At 62.1% G+C, this 19,706-nt stretch carries 6 protein-coding genes; 2 read left to right on the top strand and 4 right to left on the bottom strand.

The features are described from left to right. The first annotated feature begins 137 nt into the window (after window positions 1-137). Together relB and JWU58_RS12355 are read left to right on the top strand one after the other, a co-directional pair. Complete coding sequence (gene relB, locus JWU58_RS12360; RefSeq protein ID WP_056789559.1) at window positions 138-332, top strand: type II toxin-antitoxin system RelB family antitoxin; 195 nt, start codon at window positions 138-140, stop codon at window positions 330-332. Further along, window positions 313-591 (top strand): type II toxin-antitoxin system RelE/ParE family toxin, encoded by a 279-nt coding sequence (locus tag JWU58_RS12355; protein WP_338139263.1) that lies wholly within the window; start codon window positions 313-315, stop codon window positions 589-591. Before relB ends, JWU58_RS12355 begins: the two co-directional genes overlap by 20 nt. A 56-nt stretch (window positions 592-647) precedes the next feature. On the opposite strand, the gene JWU58_RS12350 is transcribed toward JWU58_RS12355, so the two are convergent. The 4 genes from JWU58_RS12350 to gspE form a co-directional block, all read right to left on the bottom strand. Further along, window positions 648-13,133: a filamentous haemagglutinin family protein gene (locus JWU58_RS12350; RefSeq protein WP_206422064.1), complete on the bottom strand. Its 12,486-nt coding sequence runs from the start codon at window positions 13,131-13,133 to the stop codon at window positions 648-650. Between the two features lie 174 nt (window positions 13,134-13,307). After that, complete coding sequence (locus tag JWU58_RS12345; protein WP_110645440.1) at window positions 13,308-14,411, bottom strand: substrate-binding domain-containing protein; 1,104 nt, start codon at window positions 14,409-14,411, stop codon at window positions 13,308-13,310. Between the two features lie 437 nt (window positions 14,412-14,848). Next, entirely contained in the window at window positions 14,849-16,060 is a 1,212-nt protein-coding gene (gene gspF / locus JWU58_RS12340; RefSeq protein WP_206422063.1) for a type II secretion system inner membrane protein GspF, read from the bottom strand. Next, the gene (gspE, locus tag JWU58_RS12335) at window positions 16,060-17,466 is read right to left on the bottom strand and encodes a type II secretion system ATPase GspE (protein ID WP_122881681.1); all 1,407 of its coding nucleotides are present in this window, start codon (window positions 17,464-17,466) and stop codon (window positions 16,060-16,062) included. The genes gspF and gspE overlap by 1 nt, the downstream gene beginning before the upstream one ends. Window positions 17,467-19,706 lie beyond the last annotated feature (2,240 nt).

The raw sequence follows: 19,706 nt of genomic DNA, 5'->3' as shown, positions 1-19,706 counted from the left end.
GACTTCACGTGTATCACAAGCGAAGCGTCTGACAGATTTGCATCGTCTGTTTGCGGATGATGTCTCCCTCGTCCCGCCAGTGACGACAACGAGCCACATCCCCCTTAGACTGCTTCACATTGATCATGGAGGTCATGATGAGCGCTGAACTTTCACTTATCGTTTCAGACTTCGAAACCGAAGAAGAGGCTGCGGATTACGACCTTTGGTATCGCGCCAAGGTACAAGCCGCACTTGATGATCCACGCCCGCCTATCCCCCATGATGAGGCAATGGTGCTGCTAGGTCAGATGCTGGAAGAGAGACGCAAGAATCGACGCGCTGCCGGTTAGCTGGAGTAAACCGGCTCTTGGAGATCTGGCTGACATCATCGAATACGTAGAACAACGCAACACTGTCGCTTCAGTTGCACTGCACCAAAAGCTCAGCGCCGCAGCGCGAAGGCTTTCCTGGATACCGCATGGTTTCCGCTCCGGCCGAATACCGGGCACTCGCGAAATGGTCATCAACTCGAATTATTTACTGGTCTATCGGGTGACAGACCACATCAAAATTCTGACCTTGTTGCACGCCCGTAAAAAATATCCATAACCACTCATAAAAAAAGGCGGCCAACCGGCCGCCCAAACGTACTGCACGAGAGTCTTTTACAACGTCAGCTGCCCACGCTCCTCCTCGGTCAGCTGCTGCTTCGCCTGTTCATCCAATTCCCCGGCGCCGAGCACCTGCACCGGGCTGTCCGGGTTATAACCCGTCGCCGGCGTGCGACTGGCACCATCGCGCGTTGGTGCCAGTTGCTCGTTGCCGAAGCTAAGTACCTGCACGGTGAACACCGAGGCCTGGTTCTGCCGCGCCGCTGCCTGTTGCTGCCGGGCGACGTCTTCCGCCGCTTGTGTAGCGGAGGATGCCGCCGAACTGGCCGAGGTGATTGCGCCGGTATTCACCGCCGACACCACCGGCACGCCGGTCGCTTTGCCCTGCACCGAAATGTTCGCGGCGTTGACCACCGTCAGCGCGGCGATGTTGACGTTGCCTGACACGCGAATCCCCGCCTCGCCGGCATCGATGGTGCCCAGTGGCGCAATCAGGTCGATGTTGCCCGGTGCCACTTCGGCGATCGGATTGAGCGTGGCGATACCGGCCCCGGTACTCGGCACCGACGGCGACAGCGTGACGTTGCCCCAAATGTCGTAGACACGTTTTGGCGGGGTGTAGACCACGGTGGTTTTCGAGCCGCGACCGGCGTTGATATCGCCCTCGGCGGACCAGCCGAGAATCGAGCCGCCGAAGGTGGTCATGATCCGGCTCTGGCCAAGCAGAATGCTGCCTTGCGAGTACAGCTGGATGTCGCCCGAACCCTGGGTGATGATCCCCGCCGTGGACGGCGGCGCCGCGCCTTCGATGCCGAACACCTGGCCACCGCCCGGTGTGAGCATCTGGATATCGCCGCCAAACAGCGTCTTGACCCCGGCGCCGCCGTACATAGTGATATCGCCGTCGTAGCGAATCGTATTGCCGGCGACATCAGTGGTCGGGAACAGTGCCGCAATGGCGTTGCGACCGCGCAGGTAACTGCCAGTGCGCGGGCCGTCGGCATCGGTGTATTCCAGGCCGCCGGCACGCAGTTCGGCGAAGTACACCTGGCGGGCGAAGATCGCCTGTTCGGTACTCGGCAGTGCGGCGAAGAACGCTTGCGCCTGTTCGTCGCCACCCTTGAAGCCATAACCCAGGCTCAGCCAGCTCTGCAGTTCTTCGACGTAGGTCTTGACCACTTTGCCCGGCTGCGCGCTGAGGGCCACCGCTGAATCCGCGACGTTTTGCGGGTTCAGATAACGCGCAATGAACCGTGAGTAATCCGGCCCCTGCGCGCCCGCACCCGCTTGCATCACGATGCTCGCACCGGGGCGCTGATCGCCTGCCACGACAGGGCCGAGGCTGGTGATGCTGGCGCGATCTTCCATCAGGATATTGCGCCCGGCATTGACGTCCAGAACACCCGGGCCGGCAATGTCGAAGCTGCTGTAGAGAATGTCTCGCCCGGCCGAAACCCGCGAAATGTCGCGCGCATCGTTATGCACCAACAGATTGCCGGTAGACGCGATCTGTTCGTTATTGCGACTCATGCCCCCAACGGGCGCAAACGTGGGTTGCCCCAAATTGGTACCGGACGCCACGATGTCACGCCCCGCCACCATCCACACCGGGCCTGCCGATTCATACCAGGTGCGCTTCGTGGTCGCGAACGCCAGCGTTTCGCCCGTGCGAATTCCTACCAGGTCACCGGTCAGTGCATAGAAGCGCGCCGGCCCCTGAACACTGCTCAACCCCGAGTAGCTATCGGGACCAAAGGCAAACAGTGGATAGCGCGAATTGGTTTGCGCCAGCACACCATCGCTGCCGGCGTTGGTCGTGATCGGCCGAGCGGACTGGTTGTTGCCGTAGCCATTGAACGCGGGTGCAAACGGTGTGGCGAGCGCCGCTGGGCTGGCCCCTGACTGGTTGATGGCGTAGCCGCCGGCATAGATCGAATCCCCAGCGATCAGTTCAAGCTGCCCCGCGCTGGAAGGTGCCAACAGCAATGACCAGGCCAGAGCCGGCGCCGGGTTGCCTATGCCGTAGGCCGCTGATGGTCCCGCATAAATCGAGCCCTGGCCGGCCACGGCACGCAATATCGAAGGAAAGACGAAGCGGTCATCGGTCGGTGACCCGTTAAGCCCGGCGACGGGGTCCTGCCCGGTGGTTTCCATCAACTGGGTGCTGGGCGTCAGGTTGCCGCCGGCCGAGAACAAATCGATGGCCGTGTGATCGGTCCACAGCGAGAAACCACTCAAACCGCCACCGGCATGGTAAATGCCATCGGCCGTGGTAAACGGTGTGGAGTTCTGCAACCTCACGCGGCCCGGATCGGCGGCGCCACCCAACACCAGATCGCCGCGGGTGTTGAGGCGCATGCCGGAGTCACCGGGAATCAGCACCAGCCCACCACTGGCATTACTGGCTGTCGAGTTGAACGGGTCGAAGGCGCGCGTTTCCCGTGGGTCATGAAACAGCGCCGAGGCGCCGTACTGCAGATTGATACCGCCCAACGCGGCGCCCGTCAGTTGCGCCGCACCGCGCAGGTTGATGAGCGCGCCCTGCAAGTCGTGCGTCGGCGTGCCGGTACCCGCCAGGCCGGCACGTGCCTGCAGAGACGGATTAAGGACACCGCCCAGACGAATATCCAGGTCTCCGCCACCGGTCAGTTGCAGGTTCCCGTCACTGTCCACGCGGCCCGTACTGCCGACAGCCACGATCAACCCCTGACTGCGAGGGTACGACGCATACCTGTCGTCGCCCATGGCCTTGAGCATGCCAGCATCCCCGCCGGCGCTCAGACTGATGTTGCCGCCGCCCAGCGTACCGAACCCGGTAAAGCCCACCAGATAAGGTCTGGTTTCCTCGCCCAGCGCTGGCAATGGCTGCGCAGCGTAGCTGCCGAAATTGATCCACCAGGCAGTCGGTACATCGTTGTTGCCGGTACCCTGGCGCCAGAGCCAATTGCCCACCGCCACACTCGGCACCTGCTCCCGCGTACCGTCGCCCGTGGCGACCGAGCGACGGCCAAGCACGTCACCCGACACAGACCCGCCGGCATTGATCGTCAGGTTACCGCCCATCTGCGGATACCAGGCCTGATAGAGGTTGGCACTGCCGCCATCGACCCATTTTTCGTAATCGCTGCCAGCACTGCCCAATACCGAGCCATCAGCCGACAGCCTTCCGCGGGGCTGGTTATAACGCGCGTCGACGTCTGCCGATTGGGTGCCGGCGGTGTAGACGCCGAAAGGTGAGGCCATGCTGAGGTTACCGGCCGCCATCAAATCCAGGTCGCCGGTGCCAGTACGCAAAACGCTGAACATCTGCGTGTGGGCCTGGGCGCTCTTGCTCGGATTGTTTTCAATGCACAGTGCCGGGTCGATGGAGCACCAGAACAATTCGTCATCGTTCATCGGTGTGTAATCCGGCATGCCCATCCAGTTGCCAGGCGCCCACACACTGCGCGCCATGGGCGCGCAAGAACCGGGAGCGATATCACAGAGCACAAGGTATTCCTCGGGAACCGGTTCGTACGGTGTAAAGCCATACTCGTTATCCACCGCCCAGACCAGTTTGCCGGCCACCTCGATCATGCTCACACCATAGTGAGTGTCGGCCATCTGCAAGTTGCCGACGCTGGCCTGAGGTTTCACGCTACGGCTGTCGGCCGCGGTCAGATCGGCCCCTGCCACCATGCGCATCGACCACGACGCACTGCCCGCCGGCAGCATGCTGGCGATCGCCCAGTTTCGACCTTGCTGGTTTCCATTGGCAGGACGCAGATCGAGGAATACCGTGCCATCGGCGAGCTTCACGTTGGTCATGGAGGGGATCAGCGACCCCCGCAACAGCGCCAACGTTCCGTTCAACACCACACCCACCGTCTTATTGTCGGCATCAACCGCACCCGGCAGCGGCACGCCTTTGGGCCAGAGCACGGCCTGCAGTGCGGTGGCGTTGTTCAAGCGAATACCTGCACCCAAACGACTGCCGGTCGGCAGGGTCACAGCGTTGTCGAGCAACGTGCCGGCGGCATACATCAGGTTACCCGCCGCGTCATGCACATCGCCGGCCAGCACCGTTCCACCCTGTAACACGTAAGGTGCGGCCAAAGTGCTCTGAACCGGCAACACCGTGCCCGCAGCCAGTGTGGCGGCTTGAATCGGCAGGTCGTAATTCAAGGTGGCGCCAACCGGAAAGAGCGTCCCTTCGGCAAGGCTGACACCACTGCCCGGTACGATCAGGTCACCGCCGAAAGGCTGTATCCCCGGCAACAGTTTCCAGCCAGCGTCGTCCACGGTTTCCGGCGGCGGTGCGAAACCGTCGTTGATGCTGCCGTAGATATCGAGGTTGCCACCGGCACGGATCAACAGGCTGCCCGCTTCCCCGCTGCCATACACCGAGGTCCGGCGAGTGTGCGGGTTGAGGCTGGCGTAACGGTAGCCGGACAAGTCGAGATCGCCCTGCACCACCAGATCGCCGTCAGCGGTTTTGCTGACGATTTCCACCCCCGGGCGCAGATGAAACGCATCGGCATAGGTCGCATTGTTGAGGCCGGCCAGTTTGCGTTGTAGCAGATCACTGTTACCCAGCGCCGCATCGATAAAGCCGCTGCTGTCTGAGTGAATGCGATCCAGGTAGGCTTGATCGATCACTTGATACGGGCGACCGCTGGCCGCCGGATCGGTGCCATCGGCAGCATCACTGTAACTTCGCACGGCATTCAGCCCGATGGAGCGCGCACCTTGAATACTCAACGTACCGCTGGCATCCACCGCAATGTCACCGCCGCCCAGGCGCGGTGCATTCAGCTCCAGCGTCCCACGCAACACGTCATCGCGTTGTCCCGCCTGGTTTCCAGGCACTGCATCGGTGCCGTGGCGCAGATCAATCCGTGCACCAGCGGCCAGCGTCAGCACGCCGTCACCTGAATTGAGTTCAACCATGGCGCGGTTCGGTGCGTCGATGATTTTGCCGTAGCTGTCGACGCGCAGTACGCGGCCATGGGCATCGAGCAGCGCGTTGCCTGTCAGGTTCAAACCGTTTTTGCCGGCAAGGCGAATGCTGCCGACCCGTTCACCACTGGCATCGATCACCCCGTCCACGGTCAGGTTGCCGTTGTCCACCGAGACATTGACTTCGCCCGCTTTGAGTTCGTTACCGATACGCAGATTGCCCTGCTTGAACTGGAAGCTTCGACTGCCCACTACCCCGCCGGCATTCAAGCGCAGGTTAAGGCTGGCAAAGGCCTGGCTCAAATCACCCGCCAGGCGCTGGGCGCGAATGTCCACGCCACCGGCCTTGTACGGCACCCACGTACCGCCCGCGTCGTAATAGCCCTTGCTGCTGCCGACAATCTGCCCTTGCAGATCAACCTGTCCAGCGTCAGTGGCCAGGGCCACAACGTTCAATTGGCCGGCCTGATTGTTGACGGCGGACAGATCGATTCGCGAGCCCGCCAACTGACGAATATTGCCGTTGTTGCTCTGCAACGACACGTCGCCGCCCCAGCTGTATTTCTGCACATCATTGAACGGCAGAACCCGGCCCGCCATGTCCACCTGCGCGCCGCTGCCAAGCAGCAGATCATCCTCGGCATTGACCAGCAGCTTGCCGCTGGCGAGGACGATGCGACTGTCGAGCACAACACTGCGTGCCGTCAGGCTCAGTTGCGCACCGAGGGCATCCGCGGCAGCCGTTGTGGCGCTACCACTCAGAGTCAGGTTGTTGCCCGCCTTGAGTTCACTGACCGAGGCGGCCTCGCCGGTCAGCAATGGCGTGCGCAGATTGAGATTGCCGCCGCTGTAGCTGAACCCCTTGACCGCGTCATAAGCTCCTTGGGATTCGTACACCGCCAGACTGCCCTTGTGGTTGGCGGTGATGCGCTCGCTGGCGTTGAAGTTGACGTTGGCAAATCCCAGGGCCAGTCGGTTATTGCGATCCAGGCCATTGGGCTGCGGGTTCGGGCCATAACCCAATTCGATCCGCTGCGCCTGAATATCCAGCGTGCCGTGCCCGTTGCCGGCGCCGTCGTTGACCACCGTACCCGGGGCCTGAGTCGCCCCGTTCCAGATCAGATTGCGGGTGCGGATCGTCGCGACATCGGTGGCAGCGCCCGAGCCGTAGATGGCCGGGCTACCCAACACCAGATTCTGCAAACGGCTCTGGCCGGTCTGCGGATCAATGGTGTCGAGGGTCACGCTGCCGAAAAAGTTGAACGCATCGCGGGCCACCAGACTCAGGGTTTCCAGGGCGGGGGCGCTAGATTGCGTGTCGCCCTGCAACAGGCGATCCAGCACGTTCTGGTTAAGCGTCAGGCCCGCGGGTGTGCGGCCGCTGGCTGCGGCCAGTGCTTGCGGACTGCCGGCATTGACCACACCGACCGAAAGCCCGAGTTGGCGAGTGCCAAAGCGCACGCTTTCGCCCAGTTCGAAGTCTTTGTCAGTGGCGGCGATGATGCTGCCGTTGGAGTACAGCAACGCCGCAGCGGTGCAATCGGCCGTCGGACAGTTGCCGATACGAATGCTCCCGCCCCCGCCATCGGTGGGCGCAAGCACCGGCGTCCAGCCGTTGGACACCACCAGCAGGCTGGAGCGCCCCGGTTCGTAGACGAAACCGGCTGCGGCATCATACGGAACGTTACCTCGCCCCAAGGTATTGACGCCCGCTCCCGCATCGATGGTGATGCCGCCATTGGTGCTGTTACTGCTCAGCACAACCTCTGGCGCCGAGAGGATCGCGCCCTCGCGCAGACGAATCGCCGAGGTATTGCCGATCACCTTGATCGAGCCGCCCTCCGAACCGTAATACACGGTTGGGGTGCCACCGATGGTCAAACGTCCGGCATTCAAGCGGTTGAGGGTGTCGGCGTACAGCGATACACCGTCGAACCCTGGCGTTCGCGTATGCCCGGCACCGAGAATTTCAAACTCTGCGCCGGTATAACCGCCCTGAACGACCGCCGTACCAATAACCCCGCCGCTGGCAGGTTTGAACAGCACCTGCCCGTTGAAATCCAGGGCTGAGTCGTGCTCGCCGCCACTGACCATGCGCAGGTGCAGCGTGTTGCCGTCCAGCGGTGTGCGGGCGCGCGGCAGACCGCGGCGGGCAGCATCATTGAGCACAAATTGGCTGAACCCGGTTTCGTTGTACTGTGAATAGCGCCGCAGCACATCGGCAGACGTCACGATGACCTGGCTGGGCAAACTGTCGCGGATACCGGTGTTGGCAATCGACAGCTGTCCGGCCGTGGTCCACGAGCCATTGCGCAACTTCAACGCACTGTCCATCGGCCCCGCAATCGCTTGACCATTGATTTCGACCCGCAAGGCGCCCGGTAACAAGGCAAAGGTCGATGGCAACAAGGTGTAGGTGCCGGGTGCCAGTCCGGCAACGCCGGTCCCGAGGGTGATCTGCTGGCCGATACGCGGGTCGACCGCGCCGGCCTCGGCCAGCATCGGCGCATAGCGGCTCTGGTCACCGGCCACGATTGCATACACGGGGTTGTTGGCCAGCCCCGGCAAACTGAAGGTGCCATCGGTGGCATTGCGTACCAGCGGATTGAAACGCGCATCGGTGGAGCCACCTCGTCCGGAGACAAAACCGGCACCGCGCAAATCGCCGCCGCCCGAAAGGTCGATCACCGCCCCGGCCTGCACATTGGTGTATTGCGCATCAAGGATGACCCCGGAGGTCGCTCCGGCAATGCCATTCAACATCACCGACTTACCGTTGTACCGATAGTCGATACCGTCGGTGGTTCCTCCATAGGGCATGACCAGTCCGGCGGCGCTGACTGAAGTCACGCTGCCCGGCAGAAGGTGAAGTTCACGGGTTTTGACAATGACGTCATCACCCAGGGATATCAGCCCCAAAGGCGCACGAATGACGCCGCCCTGCTCGATCTGTCCCGCACTGAGTGTCAGGCTGCCGAACACCGAGTAAGGCAAAGCGGTCGGCGCCGCCCCGTGATTGCCGATACGCAACGTATGCTCCGGCACCGATCCGGCCATACTTTGATAGCCCACTCGCACCTCAGCCGAGACGCCACTGGCCGGGTAGATCTGCGCAGCCCGCATGTGCATGTCACCCGCAGTCCACAGACGGCTGCGCTGCTGTTCATCGGTTGGCGCGAGGAAGCGCAAGTCGCCCTGGCTGTCGAGCGTGACCAGACCAAAGCCACGGCGGCTGACCGCCAGCGCCGGTGCGGCCGATTGCACGAGAGTCCCTTCGGTGCCGAATGAAAGCGAGTTGCCCACGTCCAGCAGGTTCGCGCTGGCGGTGAATTGCGCGCCGGACAACTGCGCTGTCGGATTGCTCATCACCCGCGGACGCACTTTGACTTCCGAGCTCAAATAGGTGCCCAGCCCTGACAGGCGCAGGTAAGGTGCGCTGAGGTTGACCCGCGCGCTGTCACTCGCCGACTCGGCCAATGAAAGAGAACCGGCGAACAGGCTCAGGCCCTGTCCCATGTGCAGGTCGACATCGCCGTCGAACGTCATCAGACCGTTGCTCAGCAGACTCACGCTGTCGAAGCCACCGCTCATCAGCTGATCGGCACTCAAGCGTGTACGCCCGTAGCGTAAAAGTGGCGAAGCCTCGCCCGCTCGCAGCGGCTGCGGCAGTGCCGGCGCGGGCCCTTGGCCAATGATCATTTCACGTGGCACGCGCACCGCATTGCTCAAGTTCGCGGGACCGTACGCCGGTGTATCCAGCGCGATCTCCAGACGCCCGCCCGCCGCACCTGCACCGCCAGCATTGGCCTGCAGACTGCCCTCGATGAACAGACCATTGTAGGAACTCAGGGTGATCCGTCCGCCATCGGTGGCCACACGAGCAGGGCCTTGCCCACCGCTATCGAGCACGGCTTGCGCACCGGACGCTTCCAGTCGCGCACCTTGGCGGATGATGACGTAAGCATCGGCAGCGGTCGCCGTGATTTTCTTCACATCGATCTCGCCACCGACAATGATCGAGCCACCCTTGCCGACCTGGCCGTAGACGCGGCCCAGCGCATCGACAGCGGTCGCTGCCCGACCGGCGACATCGATCAAGGCATGTTCACCGATCCAGATCGAACGGTTGTGTGGGGTCGGATCGGCCTCTTGCAAGGACGTCGCCACATCAATCGCGCCGAACTGCTGTTGACGGATATCGACAATACCGCCCCAGGCGTTGAGTTCACCCTCAAGCGTGATCTGGCCTGCCCCGCGCAAACCGATGCGCTGGCCGGGATCGACACTGATCCGTGAGCCTTCGCCAATCGACAACGGACTGCTGGCGGGATCAATCAAGCCAGCAAGCGTCGCGCCGGCCTGCAATGCGACAGAAGCGCCGGCCCTTTGCGTCAAGACGCCCTTGAGCGGGTCTTCCTGAAATAGCGCGGGCGTCCATAGCTCCAGCGCAGCGCGCGGCGACATACCGGACACAATGGTCGAGGCGGATTCGCCAAATCGATAGACCGGCATCTGCACATCGATCACGCTTTGCGCGGCGACCTCCAGCCCCTTCAGACCGATGATGTTGTAGGCGCTGAACCCCGTGTGGAACAGCTCCGGCGTCAGGCGCAGGGTCTGTTCTTCGGACACTTCGCCGGAAGCGCCGATCCGCACCTTGCTGGCCTGCACGGTCAAGGTGCCGCCGCCGTTCACGCCATAGCCCTGCACCTCGCCATCGAGCACCATGCGCGACAGGCCCGGCGCACTGTTGGCGCTGGATTCAAGCGTCACGTCGCCACCCTTGCCGCCACGCGTCTTGCCGTTGGCCAATACCGCACCGCCCGACGAAACGTCGACCAGACTGCCACTGGCCAGCAGAATGTCGCCGGAACTGCGGATCGACACCGTCCCGCCATTGAGGTACGCCAGGCCGCCCGCGTCGTCCGGGTTACTCGACAGGTTGCTCCACAGACCGCGCGTCTGCAGCTGCACACCCTGCGCAACCGTCACTCGCGCTTGCTTGCCTGCTGAAACCTGGAGACTGGTGTCATCACGCCGATCGGTGGCGAGCTGGTTCAAAACGTTGCCCAATTGCAGGCTGCCGCCTTGCGCAATCAGATCGGCATTGACCTGCACGTCAGGACTGAACAGGGTGATGTTGCCTCCGTGATCCACCGTCACGCCTTCATTGACTTCAATCGTGTTTTTCGCCGAGATCTTCAGCGCGCCCAGCGCGAAACCATTGAGCAGCCCGGCATCGAGGAACAGTTTGCCTGCGCGTTCTGCCGCGACCGCATCAGTCAGCCCTGCGTTCGCTACGCTGGCATGCGCGCCCCCCACATGCACCTGATCGAGCAACGGGTCGAGTTGATAGAGCAGGCCGGCACTGGCAGCGACATAAGCAGCATCGTAACTGCCAACCACCAACTGCCCTCGCCGCGCCCGAGCGGTCTGGGTCTGGGCATAGCCGTCCAGACCTGCCCGCGGTGACTGGATTTGCCGTTCGCCCTGAAACACCTCACCCAACAGCTGGCCATCCAGCACGGCGTTGCCCGTGGCGATCACCAACTGGCCGGCATCGCGGCCAACGGTGTACCCCGCTTCCTGGCGACGCGTCGGCGCGATCAGCGGGCTATAGAAATAATCCGTCTGGCCCCAGCGCTCGCTGTGACTTTCGTAACCTTTGTAAAGACCGTTGTAGAGAATATCGCCCGGCGCACGCGACACTTCGTATAACCGCCCGTCCGCACCGCGCAGCCAGCTCTGGCGAATCTCGCCGTCCTGCACATCAAGCGTGCCGCCGGACACATTGATCAGCGAACCTTTTTCGCTGATCACGTCCTTTCCGGAAAACCGCACCTCACCGCCCTGCGCCATCCATTCCCCAACGCCATGGCCCTGGGTGCCGAGGTATCCGCCGACCTCCAACAACCCACCGGCGGTGTACCAGCGGTCGGTGGCGTAACCGTTGGTGCCCGCCGGCACGAATACCAGCTCACGGACATCGACCCAGATGTCGTTACTGTTGAGCGCGCCGTTCTCGCGATTGACCGGCGCATCACGCTGCTCGTTGCCCTGGACGTTGATCTTGATGTTGTTGTTTGCCATCGCCACTTTGACGCCGAGGGCGCCGGACACGTCGATCACCGCCCCCTCGCGCAATAGACTGCGCTGTCCGGCGGCAACTGCCACCTGCCCGCCGGTGGCAAGGGTGATCGAGCCGCTTTTGAATTCGACGGTGCCGCCGCTGCCGATGTCGATGCGTGACTGATCGCTGCGGATCCGGTTGTTGGCATTGACGCCGGTCAGCGCCGCCTCGCGCTGGCTGTCCAGGGCCGTGAGATCACTGCTGTCGAGCAGAATCGCACTGACGCCATTTTCGCCCAGGGTCACACGGCCTTGGGCATCGCTGGCCGGATTGAGCAGATGCACGGTGCCGCGCGTCGCCACCGAAGTGCTCGCCAGCAGCACACCGTTTTGCACAACGTCGCGGCCGGTCAGGGTGATGTCGCCGGTGGATGCCTGGATCAGGCCGGTGTTGCTGACTTTGCCCGAGCTGTCAGCCTTGAAACCGGGAATGACCTCACTGCCGAAGGTGGTTGAATAACCATTACCGTCGGTGCCCGAGCCCTTGCGGATATGGAAACGGTCCCCCGCACCCAGCACCGTCTGGCCTTTGGCCGTGCTGATCGAGCCGTCGTTCTGCACGTCCTGGCCGAGCAGCAAGGTATAGCCGCCGGCGTCGGTGGAGAGCGCAGGTTGATGCGTTTGTATGGCTGCGCCACGCTCCACCAGGACTTTGCCAGCAGCGTCGGTAAAGGTTGGCTGACTGCCGGTGCTGTCGAAATACAGACCCCGATCGCGAAATTGTGCATCGGTCATGTTCGCGGCTGCCGCTACCAGATTTCGCACATTGACCTGGCTGCCACCGCTGAAGACGATGCCGTTGCGGTTGATCAGCATCACCGTGCCGTCCGCTTTGATCTGCCCCTGAATCTGGCTGGCCCGTGCGCTCGGATCGTTGACGCGATTGAGCACCGCCCAGTTGGCCTGCTGGGCAAATTCCACTGTGGTATTGCGGCCGACGTTGAACGTTTCCCAATTGAGAATCGCCTTGTCGGCGGTCTGCTCGATCTTCACCGTGGTCTTGCCGTCGGCCTGGGTCTGTTGCGGGCCTTTGGCGTTCATCCAGCCCTGGCTCAGGCTGTTATCGACCTTCAGGCCGCCCTCGCCCAATCCGTCCGGAACCACTTGCACACTGCCCAATGCGGCGGCACGTCCAGCGGCTTGTGCGGCCTGCTGAGCGGCAATCGCTGCCACGGTGTTATTGAGTGTCTGCAAAGAGCGCTGCAACTGCTGGCTGGCCCGTTGCTGCTGTGCCAGCGGTGGGGTCATCCCCGGCAGACCGCTACCACCCGGACGCGACGCCGAAGCCTGCTGCGCTGAGCCCTTCGCGGCAAACCAGGTGGAACTGAACGCTGTCGCCGCCTCGGCACTGCCCGCCACCAGACACAAGGCGACGGCTTGCGCCAATGGCTTGAGCAGCCACTGTGCGGGATCGCCCGCGCCACGTTTGATCGGCCGGATACGGTTACTGTGACGGGAGGTGCGAGCAAGCATCACTACAGGTCCTTTTGGGTGGCAGGTCGGATCAGCCCTGCTGTTACGACATAGGCAGTTGGCGAGCCTCACGACCGAACGGATGTCACACAAACTTCATGTTCGAGGAGTAAATCGGCAAAAAAAAACAGCAGCCCGAAGGCTGCTGCCGTTTCATTGCCGTTGAGACAAGGCTTACAAAGGACGACCAATGCCGTTGCAGGCGTTGGCGTTGTTGATGTCCAGGTTATTGCCCGAGGTGTTGGTGATGAAGTTGGCGGTCACAGCGGTTTTCCAGTTGTTGGGAACCGGCGTGAAGCTGTGGGCGACGGTGGCGACGTTGTTGCCCGGGTTGCTGTAGTGGGTGGTCAGGAAGTTGCGCACGGCGGTGGCCACGGCTGCATCTTTGTAGCACTGGCCGAAGATGAAGTTGGTGTAAGCCACAATCGGGTAACCGCTTGCCGGGTTAGGCACGACCGGGGCCCAGCCAGCCGGGTTGGCAGGTGCGCTTGGCACCGGTGCAGTGCTCAGCGCCAGCGTCACGTTAGCGTTGGTTGGCTGGACGCCATTGACGCGGGCAACCACAGCGTTGCTGGTGGCGTTCACGCCGTCCGGACCCACATAGCCGATCGAACCGTCCACGGCATTCACCGCAGTGGCCACATCAGCGGTGTTGGCTACGCCGACCCAAGTCGATGGCAGCGCGGAACCGGCCGGCAGACGAGCGTTGGTGAAGGTGGAGTTGACGGCGAATTTGGTCGGGCAGATCGAGTTCAGGTGACGGCTGAGGATTTCGGTGGTGCCGCTCGAAGTGCTGCGATAAACCACGCGGATTGCGGTGGTGTCGGCAGTACCCAACAGCGCGCCCCAGGTAGTCTTGGTGCCCGACAACGCGTCGCACAACTGAGCGCTGGTCAGGTTAAGCGCGGTCTGACCGGATTTTTTGTACGGAATGGCAACCGAAGTGGCCACCGATGGCAGCTGGATCAACGGGCCGTACGAAGCACCGAAGTTGGTGGTGTAGGTGCTGAGTTCCGAAGCGCTGAGGATCGAGTCGCTAGCGGCGAAGTGCACGGTGCCGGTGGTGCTGAACTGGGCAGCGTTGTTGGTCAGGAAAGCGCTTTTGCCGATGCCGCTACCGGTTACGGCGTAGCTGAAGTTGGCAGGCAGGATGCTGTTGGCAGAACCTTTGTACAGTGCGGCAGGCAGGGAAGCACCACCACCGGTTACGGCCATGGCCTGGGCAGAAGCCAGAGCGGCGACGGTCAGTGAGGCGGCGATCAGAGTGCGCTTGAACATGAAGAATCTCCTTTTCAACTTGGTTGGGAACACAGGTTTCGGAAGGCTTGCATGACACCGGGAGGGTCCACCGCAGTGGAGCCGCAGGGAGAAATTCGCAGCTTCCGGTGACAGATAAAGGAAAAAACCTCGGGAGCTGCGGGGGGATTTTTGTGGGGATTTCTCGGGTGTTTGCGGTGGGTTGCGGCGCGTCTGGATCGGGGGTTTGGCTGAATCGGGCTGGAGCCGTTGGCGGGTGGTTGCAGATGACAGAATGGAGAACCCGAGGATGATGGGATCGGGACTCGGGTGAGGGTCAGGCCGATGCAAAATATTTGAGTTTTGTGTTGTCGGGACTGGCGCTTTCGCGAGCAGGCTCGCTCCCACAGTTGAAATGCGTTCTTCTGTGGGAGCGAGCCTGCTCGCGAAGAGGCCGGCCCGGCCAACATCAAACCGGGCTACTGCACCAACTGGTTGATCTCAATAATCGGCAACAACACCGCCATCACAATCACCAGCACCACCCCGCCCATCACCACAATCATCAGCGGCTCGAGCAACGCGGTCATGCCCATCGCCCGTCGTTCAATGTCCCGGGAAAGCGTCTGTGCCGCACGCTCAAGCATCGGCGGCAGTGAGCCGGTTTTCTCGCCGCTGGCGATCAGGTGAATCAGCACCGGCGGGAACACATTCTCCACGCGCAGCGCGGCGGCGAGGTTGACGCCTTCGCGCACCTTTGCCGTGGCCTCGCTGACGCTCAGGCTCAAGCGGTCGTTGGACAAGGTCTGCCGCGCTGCTTCCAGCGCACGCAACAACGGCACGCCGGCGCCGCCGAGAATCGCCAGGGTCGAGGCGAATCGCGCGGTGTTCAGGCCGAGAATGAAACGCCCGAACAGCGGCAACTTCAGCACCCGGTGATGCCAGCTCAAGCGCGCCGCCGGATTACGCAAATACAGCCGCCAACTCCAGAACGCCCCGGCCATCAGCGCCGCACACAACCAACCCCAGGCGCGAATGAAATCACTGGCCGTCAGCATCGCCAGCGTCAGCCCCGGCAGATCCTGCCGCGCCTGAGAAAACGCGCTGACCACCTGCGGCACCACGTAGCTGAGCAGGAAAATCACAATGCCGATCGACACCAGCCCGACCACGCCGGGATAGATGAACGCAGTGAGAATCTTGCCGCGCAGGTTGTTGCGTTCCTCGATGTAATCGGCGAGCCGCTCCATCACCTGGGCCAGATCGCCAGACTCTTCGCCAGCGGCAATCAGCGCCCGGTAAATCTCGGGGAAATCCCGTGGCCGCGACGCCAGCGATTCCGCCAGACGCATGCCGCTGCGCACTTCGGCGCGCACGGCGCTAAGGGTCTGGGCGATGTGCTTTTTCTCGGCCTGCTCGACTGTGGCGCTCAGTGCTGCTTCCAATGGCAGACTGGCACCGAGCAGGCTCGCCAGTTGCCGCGTGGCCCAGGCGAGGTCGTTGTCGGAGAGTCTGGCGCTGAACAAACCGCCGCCACCGTGTCGGGCGACGTTGCTTTCCTCGTGCACCGACAACGCTGTCAGGCCACGCACGCGCAAGGCACTGAACGCCGCGCTCTGGCTGTCCGCCTCAAGGTGCCCGGACTCGATTTTCCCGGTGGCATCCGCCGCTTCAAAGCGATAGCGATTCATCAGGCGTCCCGTGTCACACGAAGGATTTCTTCCGGCGCGGTGGCACCGCTGCGAATCCAGCGCTCACCGTCCTCACGCAGGCTGAACATCCCTGCTTTCGCCGCCGCCGCGCGCAGGGCCTGCTCCCCTGCCCCTTGGTGGATCAGCGTGCGGATGTCGTCGTCGATGCAGAACAATTCGTGAATGCCGGTGCGGCCGCTGTAACCGGTGTGATTGCATGCTGCGCAGCCGACCGGACGCCAGGTGCCGGGCGTGGCCGGATCTTCCTGTTTGCACTGATTGCACAGGCGCCGCACCAGACGTTGCGCGAGGACGCCGAGCATGGATGACGCGAGCAAGAACGGCTCTACACCCATGTCGATCAGGCGATTGACCGCCGACACCGCGTCGTTGGTGTGCAGCGTCGCCAGCACCAAGTGCCCGGTGAGCGAGGCCTGCACGGCGATTTGCGCGGTCTCGAGATCGCGGATTTCGCCGATCATGATGATGTCCGGGTCCTGCCGCAGAATCGCCCGCAGCGCGAGGGCAAAGGTCATGTCGATCTTGGCGTTGACCTGAATCTGGCTGATCCCCGGCAGGTCGTATTCCACCGGATCTTCCACGGTAAGGATGTTGCTGGTGCTGGCATCCAGCCGCGCCAGCGCCGCGTAGAGGCTGGTGGTTTTGCCGCTGCCGGTCGGCCCGGTGACCAGGACGATGCCGTGGGGCTGGCGGATCAGGTGGTCGAGCTTTGCCAATACCTGCGCATCCATGCCCAAGGTTTCCAGATGCAAGCGCCCGGCCTGTTTGTCGAGCAGGCGCATCACCACCCGTTCGCCATGGCCGGTGGGCACCGTCGACACCCGAATATCGATCGGCCGCCCCGCTACGCGCAAGGCGATGCGCCCATCCTGCGGCAGGCGTTTTTCGGCGATGTCGAGCTGGGCCATGATCTTGATCCGCGACACCAGCGCACCGTGCAACGCCTTGCGCGGCGAGACCACATCCCGCAAGGTGCCGTCGACGCGGTAGCGCACCACCGAATGGGTTTCGAACGGTTCGATATGAATGTCGCTGGCCTCATCGCGCGCGGCCTGGGTGAGCAAAGCGTTAATCATGCGAATCACCGGCGCGCCGTCCTGGGTGTCGAGCAGGTCGGTGATCTCCGGCATGTCCTGCATCAGCCGATCGAGATCAACCTCGTTTTCCGCAGCACCCACCACCGCCGCCGCACTGCCGGTATCGGCGTAAGCGCTGGCGAGCAAACCGTCGAGCTCGTCATCGCGCACCCGCTCGATCCGCGTCGCACCGAACTGCCGACGCACTTCGCTGATCGACCAGCCGGGCGTTGACGGGCACACCGTCAGCACGCCATCGCGCAAAAGAATGCGCTGCGCCTTGGCCCAGGCGTAAGGCAATGCACTCATCGCTCACCCTCCTCACAATTCGCCATAGCAATGCGATCCCCTGTGGCAATGAGATCCTCTGGGGCAATGCGATCCCTTGTGGCAATGGGATCCCTTGTGGCGAGGGGATTTATCCCCGTTGGGCTGCGCAGCAGACCCAAAACCTGAGAACCGGTTTCTACAGGCAAATCGCGTGCGCCGGTTTTACGACTGCTGCGCAGCCGAGCGGGGATAAATCCCCTCGCCACAGTCATCATTCCAGTCAAAACCGAGTGCTCCCTTTAATCGATGCCGTGGCAATGAGATCTTCTATGGCAATGGGATCTTCTGTAGCAATGCGATCCCCCGTGGCGAGGGGATTTATCCCCGTTGGGCTGCGCAGCAGACCCAAACCTTGAGAACCGGTTTCTCCAGGCAAATCCCGTGTACCGGTTTCACGACTGCTGCGCAGCCGAGCGGGGATAAATCCCCTCGCCACAATCATCATCTCAGTCAAAACCGGGTGCTCCCTTCGATCGATGCCGTGGCAATGGGATCCCCTGTGGCAATGAGATCCCCTTGGGCAATTGGAACCCCGTGGCGAGGGGATTTATCCCCGTTGGGCTGCGAAGCAGACCCAAACCTTGAGAACCGGTTTCTCCAGGCAAATCGCGTATGCCCGGTTTACGACTGCTGCGCAGCCGAGCGGGGATGAATCCCCTCGCCACAATCATCAACTCAGTCAAAACCGGGTGCTCCCTTTAATCGGTGCCGTGGCAATGGGATTCCCTGTAGCAATGCGATCCCCTTTGGCAATGGGAACCTCTGTGGCGAGGGGATTTATCCCCGTTGGGCTGCGCAGCAGACCCAAACCTTGAGAACCGGTTTCTCCAGGCAAATCGCGTGTGCCCGGTTTACGACTGCTGCGCAGCCGAGCGGGGATAAATCCCCTCACCACAGTGATCATCTCAGTCAAAACCGCATGCTCCCTTCGATCGATGCTGTGGCAATGGGATGCCCTGTAGCAATGGGAACCTCTGTGGCAATGCGATCCCCTGTGGCGAGGGGATTTATCCCCGTTGGGCTGCGAAGCAGACCCAAACCTTGAGAACCGGTTTCTACAGGCAAATCCCGTGTACCGGTTTTACGACTGCTGCGCAGCCGAGCGGGGATGAATCCCCTCACCACAATCATCATCTCAGTCAAAACCGGGTGCTCCCTTTAATCGGCACCCTGGCAATGCGATCCCCTGTGGCAATGGAATCCTCAGTGGCAATGGGATCCCCTGTGGCGAGGGGATTTATCCCCGTTGGGCTGCGAAGCAGACCCAAACCTTGAGAACCGGTTTCTACAGGCAAATCGCGTGTACCGGCTTTACGACTGCTGCGCAGCCGAGCGGGGATGAATCCCCTCGCCACAGTCATCATCTCAGTCAAAACCGAGTGCTCCCTTCAATCGGTGCCGTGGCAATGGAATCCTCAGCGGCAATGGGAACCTCTGTGGCGAGGGGATTTATCCCCGTTGGGCTGCGAAGCAGACCCAAACCTTGAGAACCGGTTTCTACAGGTAAATCGCGTGTGCCCGGTTTACGACTGCTGCGCAGCCGAGCGGGGATGAATCCCCTCGCCACAATCATCATCTCAGTCAAAACCGGGTGCTCCCTTCAATCGGTACCTTGGCAATGAGATCCTCTGGGGCAATGCGATCCTCTGAGGCAATGCGATCCCTTGTGGCAATGAGATCCCTTGTGGCGAGGGGATTTATCCCCGTTGGGCTGCGCAGCAGACCCAAACCTTGAGAACCGGTTTCTCCAGGCAAATCGCGTGTGCCCGGTTTACGACTGCTGCGCAGCCGAGCGGGGATAAATCCCCTCACCACAGTCATCATCTCAGTCAAAACCGGGTGCTCCCTTCAATCGATGCTGTGGCAATGGGATGCCCTGTGGCAATGGGAACCCTTGTGACAATGGGAACCTCTGTGGCGAGGGGATTTATCCCCGTTGGGCTGCGCAGCAGACCCAAACCTTGAGAACCGGTTTCTACAGGCAAATCCCGTGTACCGGTTTTACGACTGCTGCGCAGCCGAGCGGGCATAAATCCCTTCACCACAGTCATCATCTCAGTCAAAACCGGGTGCTCCCTTCAATCGATGCCGTGGCAATGGGATCCCCTGTGGCGAGGGGATTTATCCCCGTTGGGCTGCGCAGCAGACCCAAACCTTGAGAACCGGTTTCTCCAGGCAGATCGCGTGTACCGGTTTTACGACTGCTACGCAGCCGAGCG

This window comes from Pseudomonas atacamensis, assembly GCF_017167965.1.
Classification (GTDB): domain Bacteria; phylum Pseudomonadota; class Gammaproteobacteria; order Pseudomonadales; family Pseudomonadaceae; genus Aquipseudomonas; species Aquipseudomonas atacamensis.
This window is presented reverse-complemented; position numbering and strand designations above follow the sequence as displayed.

Bases quoted from the DNA above. Each gene is read 5' to 3' on its own strand.
- relB (WP_056789559.1), top strand. From the start codon at position 138: ATGAGCGCTGAACTTTCACTTATCGTTTCAGACTTCGAAACCGAAGAA.
- JWU58_RS12350 (WP_206422064.1), bottom strand. From the start codon at position 13,133: ATGCTTGCTCGCACCTCCCGTCACAGTAACCGTATCCGGCCGATCAAA.
- JWU58_RS12345 (WP_110645440.1), bottom strand. From the start codon at position 14,411: ATGTTCAAGCGCACTCTGATCGCCGCCTCACTGACCGTCGCCGCTCTG.
- gspF (WP_206422063.1), bottom strand. From the start codon at position 16,060: ATGAATCGCTATCGCTTTGAAGCGGCGGATGCCACCGGGAAAATCGAG.
- gspE (WP_122881681.1), bottom strand. From the start codon at position 17,466: ATGAGTGCATTGCCTTACGCCTGGGCCAAGGCGCAGCGCATTCTTTTG.